Annotated in this window: 13 protein-coding genes; all 13 read right to left on the bottom strand. The window is 71.1% G+C overall.

The features are described from left to right. Window positions 1–38: 38 nt before the first annotated feature. The gene (locus ACIOJD_RS17845) at window positions 39–1,553 is read right to left on the bottom strand and encodes a nucleotide pyrophosphatase/phosphodiesterase family protein (RefSeq protein ID WP_401914285.1); all 1,515 of its coding nucleotides are present in this window, start codon (window positions 1,551–1,553) and stop codon (window positions 39–41) included. Further along, window positions 1,550–2,719 (bottom strand): metabolite traffic protein EboE, encoded by a 1,170-nt coding sequence (gene eboE, locus ACIOJD_RS17850; RefSeq protein ID WP_401914288.1) that lies wholly within the window; start codon window positions 2,717–2,719, stop codon window positions 1,550–1,552. The genes ACIOJD_RS17845 and eboE overlap by 4 nt, the downstream gene beginning before the upstream one ends. A gap of 7 nt (window positions 2,720–2,726) precedes the next feature. Continuing rightward, window positions 2,727–3,575 (bottom strand): TatD family hydrolase, encoded by an 849-nt coding sequence (locus ACIOJD_RS17855; protein ID WP_401914291.1) that lies wholly within the window; start codon window positions 3,573–3,575, stop codon window positions 2,727–2,729. Beyond that, window positions 3,575–4,246 (bottom strand): EboA domain-containing protein, encoded by a 672-nt coding sequence (locus ACIOJD_RS17860; RefSeq protein ID WP_401914293.1) that lies wholly within the window; start codon window positions 4,244–4,246, stop codon window positions 3,575–3,577. Before ACIOJD_RS17860 ends, ACIOJD_RS17855 begins: the two co-directional genes overlap by 1 nt. Then, on the bottom strand, window positions 4,243–5,088 hold the full coding sequence (locus ACIOJD_RS17865) for a sugar phosphate isomerase/epimerase family protein (RefSeq protein ID WP_401914295.1): 846 nt from the start codon (window positions 5,086–5,088) through the stop codon (window positions 4,243–4,245). Before ACIOJD_RS17865 ends, ACIOJD_RS17860 begins: the two co-directional genes overlap by 4 nt. Then, window positions 5,085–6,170, bottom strand: a complete 1,086-nt coding sequence (locus ACIOJD_RS17870; RefSeq protein WP_401915495.1) for an SCO3242 family prenyltransferase — start codon at window positions 6,168–6,170, stop codon at window positions 5,085–5,087. Before ACIOJD_RS17870 ends, ACIOJD_RS17865 begins: the two co-directional genes overlap by 4 nt. A gap of 26 nt (window positions 6,171–6,196) precedes the next feature. After that, window positions 6,197–7,360 (bottom strand): inositol-3-phosphate synthase, encoded by a 1,164-nt coding sequence (locus tag ACIOJD_RS17875; protein WP_401915497.1) that lies wholly within the window; start codon window positions 7,358–7,360, stop codon window positions 6,197–6,199. 171 nt (window positions 7,361–7,531) lie between these two features. Next, the gene (locus ACIOJD_RS17880; RefSeq protein ID WP_401914297.1) at window positions 7,532–11,215 is read right to left on the bottom strand and encodes a ThuA domain-containing protein; all 3,684 of its coding nucleotides are present in this window, start codon (window positions 11,213–11,215) and stop codon (window positions 7,532–7,534) included. 314 nt (window positions 11,216–11,529) lie between these two features. Next, entirely contained in the window at window positions 11,530–12,534 is a 1,005-nt protein-coding gene (locus ACIOJD_RS17885; protein ID WP_401914300.1) for a sugar phosphate isomerase/epimerase family protein, read from the bottom strand. Between the two features lie 10 nt (window positions 12,535–12,544). After that, a complete protein-coding gene (locus ACIOJD_RS17890) occupies window positions 12,545–13,774 on the bottom strand; it encodes a Gfo/Idh/MocA family protein (RefSeq protein WP_401915500.1) in 1,230 nt (409 codons plus the stop codon). 136 nt (window positions 13,775–13,910) lie between these two features. Continuing rightward, the gene (locus tag ACIOJD_RS17895) at window positions 13,911–14,948 is read right to left on the bottom strand and encodes a substrate-binding domain-containing protein (protein ID WP_401914303.1); all 1,038 of its coding nucleotides are present in this window, start codon (window positions 14,946–14,948) and stop codon (window positions 13,911–13,913) included. Between the two features lie 99 nt (window positions 14,949–15,047). After that, window positions 15,048–16,151 carry an ABC transporter permease gene (locus ACIOJD_RS17900; RefSeq protein WP_401914305.1) on the bottom strand — a complete coding sequence of 368 codons (1,104 nt, stop codon included), beginning with the start codon at window positions 16,149–16,151 and terminating at the stop codon, window positions 15,048–15,050. Next, the gene (locus ACIOJD_RS17905) at window positions 16,148–17,677 is read right to left on the bottom strand and encodes a sugar ABC transporter ATP-binding protein (protein ID WP_401914308.1); all 1,530 of its coding nucleotides are present in this window, start codon (window positions 17,675–17,677) and stop codon (window positions 16,148–16,150) included. The genes ACIOJD_RS17900 and ACIOJD_RS17905 overlap by 4 nt, the downstream gene beginning before the upstream one ends. Window positions 17,678–17,916 lie beyond the last annotated feature (239 nt).

A 17,916-nucleotide genomic window follows, 5' to 3' on the forward strand; every position in this document is an offset into this window, starting at 1 on the left:
CTTGCCAGTGCGTTCCGGTTGTCAGCGCGTGCCGGTTGTCAGTGCAGTCCCGCAAGCTGGAGGAGCAGGGACTTCACATCGGTGGCCGCGACACGGTCGCCGACGGCACGGGGAATGGAGCAGAGGATGAGCGGGCCTTCGTCGTCGCTTCCCGGGAGGCGGCCGTGGCTGCCGCGAATAGGCGAGGGGTCGAGAGGGACGACCGCGAGCCGGTAGCGCATGCCGAGTTTCTTGCGGGCGATCGCCTTGGCCGCCTTGAGGCGTACGTACGGATCGAGCGGGTCCATGAACAGCTCGACCGGGTCGTAGCCGGGTTTGCGGTGGATCTCGACCAGTTGGGCGAAGTCGGGCGCCCGGTCGTCGTCGAGCCAGTAGTAGTACGTGAACCAGGCGTCCGGTTCGGCGATGGCCACCAGTTCGCCCGAGCGCGGATGGTCCAGGCCGTGGGCCTTCTTGCCGTGGTCGTCCAGGATCTCGTCGATGCCCGCGAGGTCCTCAAGGGCCGCGCGGGTGGCGTCGAGGTCTTCCGAGCGGCGCACATAGACATGGGCGAGCTGGTGGTCCGAGACGGCGAAGGCGCGGGAGGCCATCGGGTCGAGGTACTCCATGCCGTCCTGGGTGTGGACCTCCAGCAGGCCGGCCCTGCGCAGGGCCCGGTTGATGTCGACGGGCCGGGACACCCGGGTGATGCCGTATTCGGAGAGCGCGACGACAGTACGGCCCTCGGCCCTGGCATCGTCCAGCAGCGGGGCCATCGCGGCGTCGAGGTCGGCGGCCGCCTGATGGGAGCGGGGGTCGTCGGGGCCGAAGCGCTGGAGGTCGTAGTCGAGATGAGGGAGGTAGCAGAGCGCCAGATCCGGCCGCCGGGTGCGGATGATGTGGCGGGTGGCGTCCACGATCCACTGCGAGGAGACCAGGTCGGCGCCGGGGCCCCAGAAGTGGAAGAGGGGGAACGTGCCGAGTTGCTCGGTCAGTTCGTCGTGCAGCTCCGGCGGGCGGGTGTAGCAGTCGGGTTCCTTGCGGCCGTCGGCGTAGTAGACGGGGCGGGGGGTGACCGTCCAGTCGGTGTCCGCGCCCATCGCGTACCACCAGCAGATGTTGGCGACGGTATAGCCGGGGTGGGCGCGGCGGGCCGCGTCCCAGAGCTTGTCGCCGGAGACCAGTCCGTTGTGCTGGCGCCAGAGCAGTACGTCACCGAGCTCGCGGAAGTACCAGCCGTTGCCGACGATGCCGTGCTCGGCGGGGAGCGTCCCGGTGAGGAAGGTGGACTGCGCGCTACAGGTGACGGCGGGCAGCACGGTGGTCAGCGGGGCCCGGGAGCCCTCGCCGGCCAGCCTCTTCAGGTTCGGCATGTGGTGGAGCAGCTGGGGGGTGAGGCCGACGACGTCGAGGACGAGCAGCGGGGTGGGGGACGGGCCCCCGGGCGTGGGATCGGCTGGAGCCGGGCATGCGGTCGGGGTCGGGCCGAGGGCCGGAGCCGGGCGTGCGGTCGGGGACGGGCCGAGGGCCGGATTGGGAGGTGCGGTCGGGGTCGGGTCTTCGGCCTCGGTCATGGCAGCTCCTTGAGTCCGAGATCGACCAGGAGGTCGCGGGCCAGGGTGAGTTCGGCGGCGATGCCGTCGGCGAGCTGCCCGCGTGAGCGCGGGCGCAGCTCCGGCGGGAGCGCCTGCCAGGTGTAGGTCTCGACCTCCAGGTGGCGGGTGCGCGGTTCCGCGCCGCCGACCAGCCGGGTCAGCGCGTCCCGGAGCACGGGGAGGGTGGAGGTGAGCGGGGGCGCGGGCGGGGCGTGCAGCGGCACATGGAAGTGCGCCCGCCAGGGTGCGCCGTCCGGCAGCGCGCCGCCGCCGAGAGCCTCGTCCAGGTCGTCGGTGCCGCGCAGTCCGGCCGCCGTACGGGTCCGGGTCTGGTGGAGGAAGCGGGGCTCGGCGAACGCGCCGAGGGCTTCCCGTACCTCGGGGAGATGGGGCTCCTCGGCGTGCAGGGCGGCGGAGAGCTGGGCCTTGGGGATGGTGATGTGCGCGGCCTCCAGCGCGTCCAGGGCGGTGGCGGGGTCCTCGAAGGAGGTGGCGAGGTGACAGGTGTCGATACAGATACCGATCCGGTCGCCGGGGAGGTCGGTGAGCGGGCGGATCGCGTCGGCGGTGGTCTCGACGATGCAGCCCGGTTCGGGTTCCAGGGCGATCCTGATGGACTTGCCGGTCATCTCCTCCAGCGCGTCGAGGCGTTCGGAGAGCACGGTCAGCGCCTTGTGCGCGGCGCGGGCGGCGGGAGCGTCGAAGACGGTGCGCCAGGCGAGCGGGAGGGTGGAGACCGAGCCCTCGGTGACATCGTCGGGAAGCAGCGCGGCCAGCAGTCGGGCCAGCTCGACGGTGTGGGAGAGCCGCTCGGGGTCGGCCCAGTCGGGCTTGTACACGCGGTACTTGACCTCTTCGGCGCCGAAACCCTCGTACGGGAAGCCGTTGAGGGTGACGACCTCCAGGCCGCGCCGGTCCAGTTCGGCGCGCAGTCCGCGCAGCGCCGCCGGGTCGTTGGCCAGGGTCTGGGCCGCGCCCCGGGCGAGCCAGAGGCCGATGCCGAGCCGGTCCCGGCCGAGCCGTTTGCGTACCGGCTCGCAGTGGTCGCGCAGCTGGGCGAGTACGCCTTCGAGATTCTCGGCGGGGTGCACATTGGTGCAGTACGAGAGGTGGACGGTGGAGCCGTCGGGGTGGCGGAAGCGCATGCCGTCCTCACTCCCCGCCACGGAGGATGGAGTTGCCCTCGTGGAGGGCCTGGGGCGCGGGGGCGTCGAGCTGGAGCCGGCCGCTGAGCCCGTAGAAGGCCACCGGGTTGCGCCACAGGACCTGGTCGACGTCGTCCTCGCCGAAGCCGGCGGCGAGCATCGCGTCCGCGACCTTGCGGGTCTTGAGCGGGTCGCTCTTGCCCCAGTCCGCCGCCGAGTTGACCAGCACCTTCTCCGTACCGTGCGACTTCAGGACCGCGACCATCCGGTCCTCGTCCATCTTGGTGTCCGGATAGATCGAGAAACCGAGCCAACTGCCGCTCCGCGCGGCCTCCTTGACCGTCGTCTCGTTGAGGTGGTCGAGCAGGACCCGCTCCGGGTCGAGGGCGGATTCGCGTACGACGTCGATGGTGCGGCGCAGGCCGGAGAGCTTGTCGCGGTGCGGGGTGTGGACGAGCGCGGGCAGAGCGTGTTCGGCGGCGAGCTGGAGCTGGGTGGCGAGGGCGTGGTCCTCGGCCGGGGTCATGGAGTCGTAGCCGATCTCACCGACGGCGACGACGGAGTCCTTGACGAGATAGCGGGGCAGGGCGTCCAGGACGGGCGTGCAGCGCGGGTCGTTCGCCTCTTTGGGGTTGAGGGCGAGCGTGCAGTGGTGGGCGATGCCGTACTGGGCGGCGCGGAACGGCTCCCAGCCCAGGAGCGCGTCGAAGTAGTCGAAGAAGCTGGCGGGTGAGGTGCGGGGCTGACCGAGCCAGAAGGAGGGCTCGACCAGGGCGCGGACACCGGAGGCGTACATCGCCTGGTAGTCGTCCGTGGTGCGGGAGGTCATATGGATGTGCGGGTCGAAGATACGCATCAGGACTCCTCGCCGGTCAGGTTCAGTACGTGGTGCAGGTCGGCGGGTACGGGGCGGCCGGCGGCGGTGCGTTCGGCCGCGAAGTCGGCGAGCATCCGGGCCAGTTCGGTGTCTTCGCGGGCACGCTGCTCCAGGCTGTCGACTGCGGCGGTCGGCACCCCGGTGAAGAGGCATTTGAGGATGGCGTGCCGCCAGGCGTGGGGGCCGAGGTGGGCGGCGGCGTACGGGCCGACGGCGGCCGCGACCAGCCGGGTGTCGTTGGTCCGCAGGGCGTCCTCGACCAGTGGCAGCGCGCCGGGGCCCGTGACGCGGTGGGGCAGGGCGAGCAGGACGGCGCGGCGTTCGGCGGCGGTGCCCTGGTGGTAGAGCCTGGTCAGGGTGGCGAGGTCGGCGCGGGCTTCCTGGAGGAGCAGGGTCCGTACGGAATCGGCGTGGTCCTGGCCGCAGTGGCGGCCGGCGGCGGCGAAGCGCAGCTCCCAGGGGGCGAGGGCGACGTTGTCGCCTCCCGGGGCAACGTTGCCGCCTCCCGCCGTCGGAGCCGACGCTTCGGCGAGTGCGTCATGGAGCCAGGACCGGGCGGGCGCGTCCAGTCGGGGCAGGAGTTCCTCGCGGGTCGGTACCGCTGCCGCCGTCGCCGCATCTGCCGCTGTCTCTGCCGCTGTCTCTGTCACGTCCGGGCTCCCTTCGTACGGAGGAAGTCCAGGGAGGTACGGGCCAGTTCGGGCCCGGCGTGGGAGTGACGGGGCAGTTCGACCACGGTCAGGCCGTGATAGCCGGTGGCGGCCAGTGCGTCGAGGATGGGCGGGAAGTCCATCTCGCCGTCCCCGAACGGCAGATGCTCGTGGACACCGCGCCGCATGTCCTCGATCTGCACATGCCGAAGCCAGGGCGCGGCCTCCCGCACGCAGTCGGCCGGCGAGGCGGGCTCCAGGCACTGGCAGTGGCCGAGGTCGAGGGTGAGGCCGAGGGGTTCGGGGTCGCCGAGGCGGTTCCGTAGCTCGTGGAAGTCGGCGAGGGCCGAGACGAGATGGCCGGGTTCCGGTTCGACGGCGAGGGGGACACCGGCGGCCCGCGCGGCGTCGAGGACCGGGCCCATCGCGTCGTCGAGCCGCTTCCAGGCGGTGTCGGTGTCGGTGCCCTCGGGGGTGACACCGCTGAAGCAGTGCACGGCGTGCGCGCCCAGATCGGCGGCGACCTGGACGGCTGTGACGAGCAGTCCGGTCCGGGCGGCGCGCCCCTCGGGGTCGGGGTCCAGCAGGGAGGGCCCGTGCTTGCGGCGCGGGTCGAGCACATAGCGGGCGCCGGTCTCGACGGTCACCGAGAGTCCCAGCTCGGTCAGCCGCCGGGCGACCTGCCGGGTACGGGCGGCGAGGCCGGGGGCCATGGGGTCGAGATGCATGTGGTCGAGCGTCAGCCCGACGCCGTCGTACCCGAGATCGGCGAGCAGCCCGAGCGCGTCGTCGAGCCGCAGGTCCGTGAGCCCGTTGGTGCCGTAACCGAATCGCAGAGTCATGTCGGGCTCACTTTCCGTGCGAGGGTGCGGGCGAGAGGGACGAGGCCCATGACTCCGAGGGCGGCCCCGGCCGCCCCACCGCGCGCGGCGAGCGCCGCCTGAAGCGGGATCATGGCCCGGATGCCGCCGCCGACGGCGCGCTGGGTCAGGGGCGGGGAGGGGTTGAGCGCGGCATGCAGCAGAGGCCGCCCGGCGGTCCCTGCGTAGACGGCGGCGAGCGCGCCGGCGAGGAGAGGAGCGGTCCGTCGGGCGGTGACACTTCGTCCAACGGATCCCCGGTCACCTGATCCGCGCCGTCCACCTCCTTCGCCCGGCCCGCCCTCCGGCCGACGGCCGGCGAGCGCGCCCAGCACCCCGGTGGCCGCGAGCGCGGCGAGCGGTGCGGCGGTCGAACCGCCCTGTGCCTCACGGCGCGAGACGGTGGTGACGGCGAGGGTGTGCGCGCCGAGCAGCGCGGCGGAGCGCAACGCGGCCGAGGGCGGTGCGGTGCGCGGCGCGCGCCCGGCGCCCGCCGTACCGCCCACTCCCGTTCCTCCCGCCGAGGCCGGAGCCCGACCTGCCGAGGCCGGAGCGCGACCCACCGAGGCCGGAGCACGACCTGCCGAGGCCGGAGCACGACCCGCCGTCGCCGTCGCGCCCAGCAGCAGGTCCAGCGCTCTCGCCGCGCCCATCGCCACCGGTCCCGCCGCCGTGTGCTTCAGCCGCAGGTCGTACGACCAGACCGCGGCCGCCAGCGCCGTGCCCACCGCCAGGGACGGCCGGCCCGCGCGGGCCGCGAGGCCCAGGCCGGCGGCCGTCAGGGCGCCCGCCGCCGCGAGGGCCGCGGGCGGGGAGATACGGCCCGACGGGATCGGGCGGTGCGGGCGGTCCACCGCGTCCTCCTCACGGTCCGCCCAGTCGTTGAGCGCCATGCCCGCCTCGTACAGGCAGAGCGAGGCGCCCACGGCGAGGGCCGTGGAGCGGTTGGGGCGTACGCCGAGGGCCGCCGCGCCGGCCAGCGCGTCGCCGGGGACCGTGAACAGGGCCGACACCCGCAGGAGTTCCGCCCAGGCACCCAAGCCCGTGCCCTGGCCGGCGCCCAGGCCCGAACCTCGCCCCGCTGCCGGGCTCACTTCGTCTCCTTCAGCCGCTCGGCGAAGGCGAGCAGCGCGTCGAACTGTTCCGCCAGCGCGGCGGGCCCGCCGTCCGGATCCTTGAAGTAGAAGCCCAGTTCGGGCAGCGGTCCGCTCAGCCCCGCCTCGTGCGCGCGGGCCACCAGCCGCGCCAGGTCGATCACCAGCGGCGCGGCCAGCGCCGAGTCGCAGCCCTGCCAGGTGGTCTGGAGGATCATCCGTGAGCCGAGGAAACCGTCGAAGGCGATGTGGTCCCAGGCGGTCTTCCAGTCACCGAGCGCCGGTACGTCGTCGATGTGCACCTCGCCCTCGGGGGCAACGCCCAAAGTGTCGGCCAGGACGCGTTCCTTGCCCGCGTTCTTGGCCGCCGCCGCTGCCGGGTCGGCCAGCGCCGCCCCGTCCCCGCCGCCCAGCAGGTTCGTGCCCGACCAGGCCCGTACGGTCAGGGCCCGCTGGACGAACATGGGGGCGAGCACGGAACGGAGCAGCGTCTGGCCTGTCTTGCCGTCGCGGCCGGCGTGAGGAAGTCCGCCGGCCTCGGCGGCCGCCATGAGGGCCTCGGTGCGCAGCCCGGTGGACGGGGTGAAGTTGACGTACGCGCAACCGGCCCGGACGGCGGCGGCCGCGTACAGCGAACTGGCGGGCAGCCGTGGGTCGTCCGGCGCCGGCTCGGGTTCCGTGGAGGAGACGTTGACGACGACCGTGCGCGCGACGCCGGTGCGTCGCGTGAAATCGGTGAGGTCGTCGGTGAAGGCGGTGATGATCTCCTCGTCGCTCCGTGTGTCACCCGCCTGCGGCCCGCCCTGCCTGATCTCCCGGTCCGCCGCCGCCAGTTCGGCGCCGACGGCCGAGGGCAGGCCGTGCGGCAGCACGCCCGCCAGGGTCAGTGCCTCCGCCCGTTTGGGCAGCGGGCAGCTCGCCGTGTCGTGGCCGCCGAAGACGAGGGAGGAGAGGGCGGGAAGGCCCGAGTCCGCGAAGGGCGCGGTCTCGGCGACCATGCCGGTCGGGGGGTGGAGCCCGGCGGTGACCGCCGCGCATCCCGCGACCGCCGTGGTGGCGACGGAGCCACGCGCTCCGACGAACCAGACTCCGGTGCGTACTGGGGTCGATTCCGTACGGCTCGTCTCCGTACGGCTCGTCTCCGTACGACCGGCCGTCACGGGTCCGGTGATCGTCACAGGTCCGGTCGTCGTCACGGGCTGCCTCCCTGCCTGTCGTGTGCTGGTTGGTGGACGGCGGGCGGGGGGTACGGCGCCTCCCCGCCCGCCGCCGGCTGACGGGCCGCCCGTCCTGGAGCCGTCCGGGCCGGCGGAGCCCGGCCCGGACGTTCTCTAGGCGGAGGGCAGCTCCTTGATCTGGATGTTCCGGAAGGACGCCTGGTCGTCGGCTCCGTGGTTCTGGAGGCCGATGTGACCGTCCTTCAGGCTGCGTGCCGGGTCGGTGTTGGTGAAGTCGTTGATCTTCACTCCGTTGAGGAAGATCCGCAGACGCTCGCCCTCGACCTTGATCTCGTAGTTGTTCCACTGACCGGGCGGCCGCAGAACCCGGTCCCTGGCCTTGATGTCCGCCGACTTGAAGCCGTACACGGCGCCGGTCGTGCGGTCAGGGCTGTCGGTGGCGTCGATCTGCACCTCGTACCCCTTGTCCACCGCGGACCAGGGGTCGTCCGAGGCCGGGAAGCCCACGAAGACACCGGAGTTGTCGTCCCCGTCGAGCTTCCAGTCCAGCTTCAGCGAGTACGACTTCAGCTCCTTGGCCTGGTACCACAGCAGTCCCATGCCTCCCTCGGAGCGCAGTTCACCGTCCACGACCGTGAACCTGCCCGGTCCCGCCTGCTTCCAGCCCTCCGGGGTCTTCCCGTTGAAGAGGTCCCGGTAGCCGGTCCTCGGCTTGCAGTCGGCCTTGACCTGGCCGGCCGCGTACCGCAGCCCGCCGAGCAGATGCTGCCGGAAGGGCGCCTCGGCGTACGACTCCTTGGTGTGACCGCCCCCGGTGTAGAAGGACCGGCCGCCCTCGTACGTCTGGCACCAGGCGATCGGGTGATCGCCCTTCATGTTGCCGCCCTGATAGGTGGTTTCGTCCAGGGTGGCGAGGACCCGGGCCTGAGTCCGCGGACTGGTGCGGTAGTTGTACCACTCGTCCGTGCGCTGCCACTCGTCGCCGAGGGAGGCGGTCGCCGGGTGCTCGTGGTCCTCGACCCGTACGGTGGCCGGCTGGATCGCCGGGTGCGAGTCGAAGTAGGCACCCACCAGCCCGCCGTAGAAGGCCCAGTCGTACTCGGTGTCGGCCGCCGCGTGCACGCCCATGTAGCCGCCGCCGGTGGCGACATAGTTCTCGAACGCCTTCTGCTGCTCGGAGTTGAGCACGTCACCGGTGGTGGAGAGGAAGACCACCGCGTCGTAGCGGGCGAGGTTGTTGGTGGTGAACTGGCCCGGCTCCTCGGTGGCGTCGACCGTGATGCCGGTGGTCCTGCCCAGCTCCTTGAGAGCGGCGATGCCCTCGGGGATCGAGTCGTGGCGGAAGCCGCCGGTCCTGGAGAAGACCAGGACCCGCTTCTCGGTCTTGCCGGGGACGGCCGTGGAGATCTGGAAGTCGTCCACGTCGAACAGCGCGCCGGAACCGCCCTTGAAGACCAGGAACAGTTCGGTGGTCTTCTTCGGTACGGAGCGCAGCGGTACGTCGATGTCCTGGAACGTGTCCCAGCCGCCGGTGACCGGGACCGGCGCGGAGCCGAGCAGATTGCCGTCCGCGGAGCCCGTCCTCACCTCCAGGAACCCGCCCGCGCCGCCGGAGGATATCCGGGCGGTGAGCGTCTTGGACCCGGCGAGGTGGTACGGCTTGAAGGAGATCCAGTCGCCGTTGTCGATGTCGCCGACGGTCTTGCCGCCGTTGGCGGAACCCTTGTCGAAGACATTGATCCCGGAGGACTTGTTGAAGTGCTCGGCCTGCCGGTGCCGGGGCTGGAGCTGCGCCTGGTCGTGGCTGGTGAGCGCGGCCTGGCCGCCGCCTCCGCCGTCGGTGTACTCGGCGTCGATCACACCGAAGATATTGGCGTTGGGATCGTGCTCGGTGTCGGCGGGTGCGGTGATGGTGCCTTCGCAGCCCTTGGCCGAGGTGATCGGGTGGCCGTGGCTGTCATGGCCGAGGATGTAGCGCACGACGACCTTGGAGCAGTCGACCGGCCCGTCCTCCGGGTCGGTGACGGTCACCTTGAAGGGAAGAGTGTCGCCGAAGTTGAACAGCGTTCCCTCGGCGGGCAGTTCGAGCGTCACCTTGGGCGCCGTGTTGCCGACGACCACCCGCACGGACGCCGTGGCGGTGCGCTCCGTCGGGTCGGTGACCGTGAGCCGGGCGGTGTAGGTGCCGTTCTTCTTGTACGTGTGTACCGGGTTGGCCTCGGTGGAGGTGCCGCCGTCGCCGAAGTCCCAGGCGTAGGTGAGGGTGTCGCTGTCGGCGTCCTCGGTGCCCTCGGAGGAGAAGGTGGCCTTCAGCGGCGCCTGGCCGGAGGTCTTGTTCGCGGAGGCCTCGGCGATGGGCGACTTGCCGCCGGTGGAGTTCTCGATGCGGTAGAGCGCGGAGTGCTCGTCGCCGCCGAACCAGGACAGTCCGTAGTCGAGGACGTACAGCGCCCCGTCGGGGCCGAACTCCATGTCCATGACCTGGGTGCCGGTCCACGGGAACGGGTTGATCTTGCTGACCGTTCCGTCCTCGCCCTGCTCGATCCGCTTGATCCACTGCCGGCCGAACTCGCCGGCGAAGAAGTCACCGTCGTAGCCTTCCGGGAACTTCACCGGGGAGTCGAGGTCCGCGTCGTACCGGTAGACCGGTCCGGCCATCGGCGATTCGGAGCCGTCGCCGAGGTCGGGCACACTGCCGCCGTCGTACGGGATCCAGGCGGCCTGGGCCGGTGGGAGGTCGGTCAGGCCGGTGTTGTGCGGCGACGTGTTCTTGGGCGCGGCGCAGTCGAAGGGCGCGCCGGACTCCTTGGTCGCGAAGTCGTAGTCGACGAACGCGTCGTTGTCACCGGTGCAGTAGGGCCAGCCGAAGTTGCCGGCCTTGGTGACGCGCGCGAACTCGACCTGTCCCCCGGGGCCCCGCGTCGGTGAGGCGGCGCCCGCGTCGGGGCCGTAGTCGCCCACGTACACGACGCCGGTCTTCGGGTCGACGGAGATACGGAAGGGGTTGCGGAAGCCCATCGCGTAGATCTCGGGCCGGGCCTTCTCGGTGCCGGGGGCGAAGAGGTTGCCTTCGGGGATCGTGTACGAGCCGTCCTCGGCGACCTTGATGCGCAAAACCTTGCCGCGCAGGTCGTTGGTGTTGCCGGCGCTGCGCTGGGCGTCGAACGCCGGGTTGCGGTCGGACCGTTCGTCGATCGGGGTGTACCCGTCGGAGGAGAAGGGGTTGGTGTCGTCCCCGGTCGACAGATACAGGTTGCCGTCCGCGTCGAAGGCGATGTCGCCGCCGACGTGGCAGCAGGTGCCGCGCGAGGTGGTGACGTCGAGGACCTTCTTCTCGCTCGCCTTGTCGAGGGTGCCGTCCTCTTTCAGGGTGAAGCGCGAGAGGCGGTTGTACCCGTCGAAGGGAGCGAAGTCGGCGGCGGTGCCGTTCTCGGGGGCGTCCCCTGCGGGGGTGTCGAGCTTGGGGGCGTAGAAGAGATAGATCGCCCGGTTCTCGGCGAAGTCGGGGTCGACCCCGACACCCTGGAGACCCTCTTCGTCGTGGTCGTAGACATCCAGCTTGCCCGCGACGGTGGTGTCTCCGCCGGCGTCGGTGATCCGCAGGGTGCCGTCGCGCGAGGTGTGCAGCACCTGCCGGTCCGGCAGGACGGCGAGCGAGATCGGCTCACCCACCTCGTCGGCGCCCTTCGCGAGGGTCACCTGCTGGAAGCTCTCCTCCGCGGCGGGCGACCGCGGGTCCGCGGCGGTGGCGGGTACGGCGCTGAGGCTCGATCCCACGAGCACGGCGCCCGTGAGGAGTGCGAGGAGGGATGCGGCTCTGGGGCGTTTTCTGTGCACGAAAGTCCTCCACAATGGGCCGTTCGTACGTGCGGGGTGCCAATCCGGAGGGGTGGTACGCGTCCCGTGCCACGCGATGCTCGTCCAGCACCGCTCCCCCGTGGAGCTGGCTGTGTCACCGACGTGCGCCGTCACATCGGAGACCACCTAAGTCGTGTACATCTCCGTGGACCGTAGCTGTGTTCGTCCCGGACCGAAAGACCTTGCGCAGGACCCAAGTTGAACTTTCCCCAGCCTCAGGACAAAGGATCCTGACGGCAGGCCGGACCGCCCCACGACGCCACACGCGTCGCCGGGCGGTCCGGAAGTGGTCGCTACTCAGCGCCTCCGAACGCCGCGTCGAAGGACGCGGTGGGCGGGTCGAAATCGAAGCGCTTGAGACCTGCCAGGGCCTCGGGGGCGCCGGCCAGCCGGTCCATCCCGGCGTCCTCCCACTCGACCGAGACGGGTCCCTCGTACCCGATCGACCGCAGCATCCGGAAGACGTCCTCCCAGGGGACGTCGCCGTGGCCCGCCGAGACGAAGTCCCAGCCGCGTCTGGGGTCGCCCCAGGGCAGATGCGAACCGAGGCGGCCGTTGCGGCCGTCGAGGCGCTTACGGGCCTCCTTGCAGTCCACGTGGTAGATCCGGTCCCGGAAGTCGTAGAGGAAGTTGACCGGGTCCAGGTCCTGCCAGACGAAGTGGCTGGGGTCGAAATTCAGCCCGAACGCCGGCCGGTGGTCCACCGCCTCCAGCGCGCGGTGCGTGGTCCAGTAGTCGTACGCGATCTCGCTCGGGTGGACCTCGTGGGCGAAGCGCACGCCCTCGGCGTCGAAGACGTCCAGGATCGGGTTCCAGCGCTCCGCGAAGTCCTCGTACCCCCTCTCGATCATGCGGGGCGGCACGGGCGGGAACATCGCGACCAGGTGCCAGATAGAGGACCCGGTGAAGCCGATGACCGTATCGACCCCGAAGGCGGCCGCGGCCCTGGCGGTGTCCTTGATCTCGGCCGCCGCCCGCTGCCTGACCCCCTCGGGCTCGCCGTCGCCCCAGATCCGGGCCGGCAGGATGCCCTGGTGGCGCTCGTCGATGGGGTGGTCGCAGACGGCCTGGCCCACCAGGTGGTTGGAGATCGCCCAGCACTTCAGCCCGTACTTGTCGAGCAGTTGATGGCGGCCGTCCAGATACCCGGGGTCCGCGAGTGCCTTGTCGACCTCGAAGTGGTCGCCCCAGCAGGCGAGTTCCAGCCCGTCGTAACCGAAGTCACGGGCGAGCCGGCACACCTCCTCCAGGGGCAGATCGGCCCACTGGCCGGTGAACAGCGTGAACGGACGTGGCAATTCGGGCCTCCTACGCTCGATTTCCGGACGCGTGCGTTTCCGACGGCTGCGGCACGGGCGTGTGCGACGGCCGCGGCACAGGCGAGTGCGCCGGCTGCGGCACCGGCGTGTACACGGCGTTCTTCGCCGCGCTGTCCTCCACCGCCGCGAGCACCCGCTGCACCTGGAGCCCGTCGGCGAAGGACGGCACCGGATCGGTCCCGGTGGCGACCGCCTCGACCAGATCGCGCGCCTGGTGGACGAAGGTGTGCTCGTAGCCGAGCGCGTGGCCCGGCGGCCACCACGCCTCCAGATAGGGATGCTCCGGCTCCGTGACCAGGATCCGGCGGAAGCCGGACGTGGCCGCGGGCTCGGTGTGGTCGTGGAACGACAGCTCGTTGAGCCGTTCCAGGTCGAAGGCGAGCGAACCGCGCTCGCCGTTGATCTCCAGCCGCAGGGCGTTCTTGCGCCCCGCCGCCATCCGGCTGGCCTCGAAGGAGGCCAGCGCGCCCGAGGCCAGCCGCCCCGTGAACAGCGTCGCGTCGTCCACGGTCACCGCCCCCAGTTCGCTCCCGCCGGTCCCCGACAGCCCGGCCGTCGCCCCGCTGAGCACCGGCCGTTCCTTGACGAAGGTCTCCGTGAGCGCGGTGACGCCCACCAGCGGCTCCCCGGTCAGGAACTGCGCGAGGTCGACGATGTGCGCCCCCAGATCGCCGAGCGCCCCGGATCCCGCGTGCTCCCGCTTGAGCCGCCAGGTGAGCGGGAACGCCGGATCGACCAGCCAGTCCTGGAGATAGGTGACCCGGACGTGCCGCAGGGTGCCGAGTCTGCCCTCCTCGATCAGCTTTCGCGCGTACGAGATGGCCGGAACCCGGCGGTAGTTGAAGCCGACCATCGCCAACTGCCCGCGTGTGCGGGCCGCATCGGCGGCCCGCACCATGGCCTCGGCCTCGGCCACCGAATTGGCCAGCGGCTTCTCGCACAGGACGTGCTTGCCCGCCTCCAGCGCGGCGATGGCGATCTCCGCGTGGCTGTCCCCCGGGGTGCAGATGTCGACCACCCGCACATCGTCGCGCGCGATGAGTGCCCGCCAGTCGGTCTCGGTGGCGGCCCAGCCGTGCTGGTCGGCCGCGGCCCGGACAGCGGCCGGGTCACGGCCGCAGATCGCGGCGAGGGTGGGCCGCATCGGCAGGTCGAAGACGTGTCCCGCGGTGCGCCACCCCTGCGAGTGGGCGGCGCCCATGAACGCGTATCCGACCATGCCGATACCGAGCGTCGGCAGCTGCGCCGTCGTCGGCGGGGTACCGGCTTCTTGCTCCGACGGTTCCCTGGGACTGGGGGTCATACGGAGTACTCCTCGTCTCTCACTCGGTGGGGGCCAACTGCGGGAGGGCCGGTCAGCTGAAGCCGGTGGGCAGGTACTGGTCGACGTTCTCCTGGTCGACCACGGCCGAGTAGAGGGTGACCGAGGCCGGGATCTCCAGCTCCGACATACCGCTGATGCCCTTGGCCTGACCCAGCGCGCGAGCCAGGTCGATGGCGGAGGCGGCCATGGTCGGCGGGTAGAGGACGGTGGCCTTGAGCACGCTGTTTCCGGCCTTGATCGCGTCCATCGCCGACTTGGCCCCGGCGCCGCCGACCATCAGGAACTCGTCACGGCTCGCCTGCTGGATGGCGCGCAGCGCGCCCACGCCCTGGTCGTCGTCGTGGTTCCACAGGGCGTCGAAGGAGGACTGCGCCTGGAGCAGCTGGGCCATCTTGGCCTGGCCGGACTCGACCGTGAAGTCGGCGGCCTGGCGGGCGACCTTGGTGATGTTGGGGTAGTTCTTCAGGGCGTCGTCGAAGCCCTTGGTGCGCTGCTGGGTCAGCTCCAGCCCGTCGATTCCGGCCAGTTCGACGACCTTGGCGTTCTTCTTGCCCTTGAGCTTCTGGCCGATGTAGTTGCCGGCGCTGACGCCCATGCCGTAGTTGTCGCCGCCGATGTAACAGCGGTACGCCTGCGGGTCGGCGAAGACGCGGTCCAGGTTGATCACCGGAATTCCGGCGCGCATGGCCTTGAGCCCGACCTGGGTGAGCGCCTTGCCGTCGGCCGGCAGGATCACCAGGACGTCGACCTTCTTGTTGATCAGCGTCTCGACCTGGCCGATCTGCGCGGCGGTGTCGTTGGAGCCCTCGGTGCTGTCGAGAGTCACCTCCGAGTACTTCTCCGCGCGGGTCTTTGCCTGCTCGTTGATCGCGTTCAGCCAGCCGTGGTCGGCCTGAGGTCCGGCGAAACCGATGGTGACGGGCTTGCCGGGCTTGTCGTCCGCGGCCGGTGCGCTGTCGGCCGCTGTCTCCTTCTTGTCGGGCTCGTTGCTGGTGCAGGCGGTGAGGAGGGCGCCCGTGGACACGGCGGCGGCGCCGAACAGCAGTCCTCTGCGGCTGGTTTCTGGCATGTCGGTTTGACCCTTCGGGTAGGTCGGTACGGCGGGCGGGCGGGTGCGGGACCTGAGGTTCCGGGGTCCGGGCGTGTACGGAGCCCGGGGATCCGGGTGTCAGGCCTCGCCGTTGCGCAAGGTGCGGCGCTGGACCAGTACGGCGGCGACGATGATGGCGCCCTTGGCGATCTGCTGGACGTCGCTCTGCAGGTTGTTGAGGGCGAAGATATTGGTGATCGTGGTGAAGACCAGCACACCGAGGACGGACCCGACGATGGTGCCGCGACCGCCGCTGAGCAGGGTGCCGCCGATGATCGCGGCGGCGATGGCGTCCAGCTCGTACAGGTTCCCGTTGGTGTTCTGTCCCGAGCCGGCCAGGATGATCAGCAGGAAGGCCGCGATACCGCAGCAGAGGCCGGAGAGCAGGTACAGGTAGAGCCGCTGCCTGCGGACATCGATACCGGCGAGCCTGGCGGCCTCCGCGTTGCCGCCGACTGCGACGGTGCGCCGGCCGAAGGTCGTACGGTTGAGCACCAGCCAGCCGATGACGGTGACGGCCGCGAAGACCAGGACGAGCGGCGGTATCCCCAGGATGTACGCGTCGGGGACGCCGAGGTCGAGCACCGACTGCACACTGACGATCTGGGTCTTGCCGTCGGTGATCTGAAGGGCGAGCCCGCGGGCGGAGGCGAGCATGGCGAGGGTCGCGATGAACGGCACCATGCCGCCGTACGCGATCAGCAGCCCGTTCACCAGGCCGCAGCCGAGACCGACGACGACGGCGGTGAAGAGGATGCCGGCGAAACCGTACTCCTGGGTGGCCAGCGTGGTCGCCCAGACCGACGACAGGGCCACGATCGCGCCCACCGACAGATCGATCCCACCGCTGGTGATCACGAACGTCATACCGACGGTGACCACACCGATGACCGATGCCTGGGTGAGGACCAGTTGGAGGTTGTTGGTGTCGAGGAACTGATCGGGCTTGGTGATGCCCCCGACGATGATCAGTACGGCGAGCACTCCGAGCAGGGAGAGGTTACGGACATCGAGCCGCAGCCCGAACGCACGCCAACCACCCTTGTCCGTACCGGACTTGGTGAGCACGGCGGCGGATGTGCCGGACGTGGTGTGCGCGGTGGGCTCGGCGGGCGGGCCGGACGGCTCGGAGCCGGCCGCGCCGTCGGCCCCCTGCCGCGCCTCGGAGGCAGGCTGTTTCATGGCGTCGGGCTCCCTTCCATCACAAGGTCGAGTACACGGTGCTCGTCGAGCTCCTGGGCCGGCGCCCGGTGGACGACCCGGCCCTCACGGAGCACCAGCACCCGGTCGGCGAGGCCCAGCACTTCGGGGACCTCGCTGGAGACGAGAAGTACGGCGAGGCCTTCGTCGGCCAGCCTGCGGATCACGGCGTACAGCTCGGCGCGGGCGCCGACATCGACGCCGCGCGTCGGTTCGTCCAGCAGCAGGACCCGGCAGCCGCGCAGCAGCCAGCGGGCGAGGACCGCCTTCTGCTGGTTGCCGCCGGAGAGGGTACGGATACGGGCGTCCGGGTTGTCGGGGCGCAGCGAGAGTTCCCTGGTGGCTTCCCGGGCCGCGGCCCGCTCCGCCGAGCGGTCGAGCCAGCCGGCCCGCGAGAAGCGGGACAGCGACGACACCGACACGTTGCGGGTGACGGATTCGAGCATCAGCAGGCCCTGGGCCTTGCGTTCCTCGGGGGCGAGGCCGAGTCCCGCGCGGACGGCGGCTCGTACGCTGCCGGGCCGCAACGGGGCGCCGTCGACCAGGACACGGCCCGCGGTGGGTTTGCGCGCCCCGTAGACCGTCTCCAGGATCTCGGAGCGTCCCGAGCCGACGAGACCCGCGAGTCCGACGATCTCGCCGGGCCGAAGTTCGAGGTCGACCGGCTCGAACTCCCCTTCCCTGGCGAGCCCTTCGACCCGCAGTACGGGCTCGGCGGGCGGCGCGGCGTACGCGGGCCGCTCGGGGAAGACGTACTCGACGTTCCGGCCGGTCATCAGCGCGACGACCTGGCAGGTCGGGGTCTCCTTCGCGGGCAGCGCGACGGCCACCGTACGCCCGTCCTTGATGACGGTGACCCGGTCGCCGATGCGCCGGATCTCCTCCAGCCGGTGGGAGATGTAGATGACGGCCACACCGTCGTCGGTGAGGGTGGAGACGATACGGAAGAGGTTGTCGACCTCGTCGGGGTCGAGAGCCGCGGACGGCTCGTCCATCACGATCAGCCGTACGTCGTGGGAGAGGGCGCGGGCCATGGACACGATCTGCTGCTGGGCTGCGGAGAGCGAGCCGACGGGCCGGTGGGCCTGGATCTCGGGGTGGCCGAGCCGCGCCAGCAGCGCGGTCGCCTCGGCCCTGGCCTCCCTGCCCCTGACGACGAAGCCGGCGGTGGTGGGCTCGTGTCCGAGGAAGATGTTCTCGGCGACCGACAGGCCCTCGACCAGGTCGAGTTCCTGGTAGATGGTCGCGATGCCGAGCCGCATGGCGGCGATGGGCGACTTGAGTGTGACCGCTTCGCCGCGCCAGTTGACGACACCGTCGTCGGGCTGGTGGGCACCGGCGAGCACCTTGATGAGGGTGGACTTCCCGGCGCCGTTCTGGCCGAGCAGACAGTGCACCTCGCCCGCCCGGACCTCCAGGTCCACGCCGTCGAGCGCGCGGACGCCGGGGAAGGTCTTGGTGATGCCGGACATGGTGAGCAGAAGGGTTTCTGGTGGTGCTGGTGCCATGGCGTATCCCCTCGGGCAGTACAAGGGCTGTACAAGGGCTGTACAAGGGCAGGACGGAACCAGGTGCGGCGGAGCCTGTGATGCGGTGGCGCGATGGTGCGGCTCGGTGCGGGTGACGCGGCTCGGTGCGGGTGGAGCGGCTCGTGCGAGTGCTTGCGGCTCGGTGCGGGTGGAGCGCGTGGTGCCAGGTGTGCGCGTGGTGCGGGGTGGATCTTGTGGTGCCGGGTGGTGCGGGGTGA

Source organism: Streptomyces sp. NPDC088116 (assembly GCF_044741745.1).
In the GTDB taxonomy this organism is placed as follows: Bacteria; Actinomycetota; Actinomycetes; order Streptomycetales; family Streptomycetaceae; genus Streptomyces.